Below are 888 nucleotides of genomic sequence, written 5' to 3' on the forward strand. Positions count from 1 at the left end.
AGGTAGGCATCCGGTGGGGCGGGAGGGTCGTTGTACGTGGTCGATAGTGGCGCGGGATGCGGAGTTTCGTCGTGCGTTGGCGGCTGTCGAGGATGGGGATTTGCAGGGGGTCGTGTTGGTGGGCGAGTCCGGGGTGGGCAAGTCGACTCTGGCTCGGATGCTGGCAAAGGCTCTCGAGTCGGCGGGGTGGACGGTGCGGTTTGCGCTGGGCACGCAGACGGGTTCGGCGGTCCCGTTGGGGGCGTTTTCCCGCGCGGTGACTCTGGATGTGGCTCATGAGCCGGCGTTGATGTTGGCGGCTGCGCATCAGACGTTGGAGCAGGACGAGAATCTCGTCGTCGTTGTCGATGATGCGCAGTTGCTTGATCCGTTGTCGGCGACGTTGGTCAATCAACTGGCGGCAAGTCGCAGTGCGCGATTGATCGTGACGATCCGATCGGGTGAGCCGGTTTTCGATGCGGTCACTGCGTTGATCAAGGAGCGGTTGTTACTGACCGTTCATGTTGATCCGTTCACTCGCGAGCAGACCGGCGTGTTGGCTACTGCCGTTCTTGGTGGTGTGGTCGAGGCGCGGTTGATTGATGCGCTCTACGAGCGCAGCGGGGGCAACCTGGTGTTGTTGCGGGGTTTGCTTAGTGCGAGCCGCGAAAGCGGGGCGGTGGTGTGTGCGGATGGCTGCTGGCAGCTGCGAGGGCCTCTGCAGGCGGATCGAGAACTCTATGAGCTGTTGGGTTTTCGGCTGTGGTCTCTTACTCCCGAGGAGTTGGAGGTCGTTGAGGTCTTGGCTATCGCCGAGGTGTTGGAGTGGAAGATCCTGCGCAATGTATGTGATGCGGGCGCGGTGGCGCGGTTGGAGCAGGGTGGCTTGATCCAAATGCTCGCCGATGG

The 888-nt window shown here is 62.2% G+C and carries 1 protein-coding gene; it reads left to right on the forward strand.

The annotated features are described in order from the left end of the window. Positions 1-46: 46 nt before the first annotated feature. Positions 47-888: ATP-binding protein (locus A5756_RS17125; protein WP_156659599.1), on the forward strand; the 842-nt coding region annotated here is incomplete at its 3' end.

Source organism: Mycobacterium sp. 852002-53434_SCH5985345 (genome assembly GCF_001667155.1).
Lineage (GTDB): Bacteria > Actinomycetota > Actinomycetes > Mycobacteriales > Mycobacteriaceae > Mycobacterium.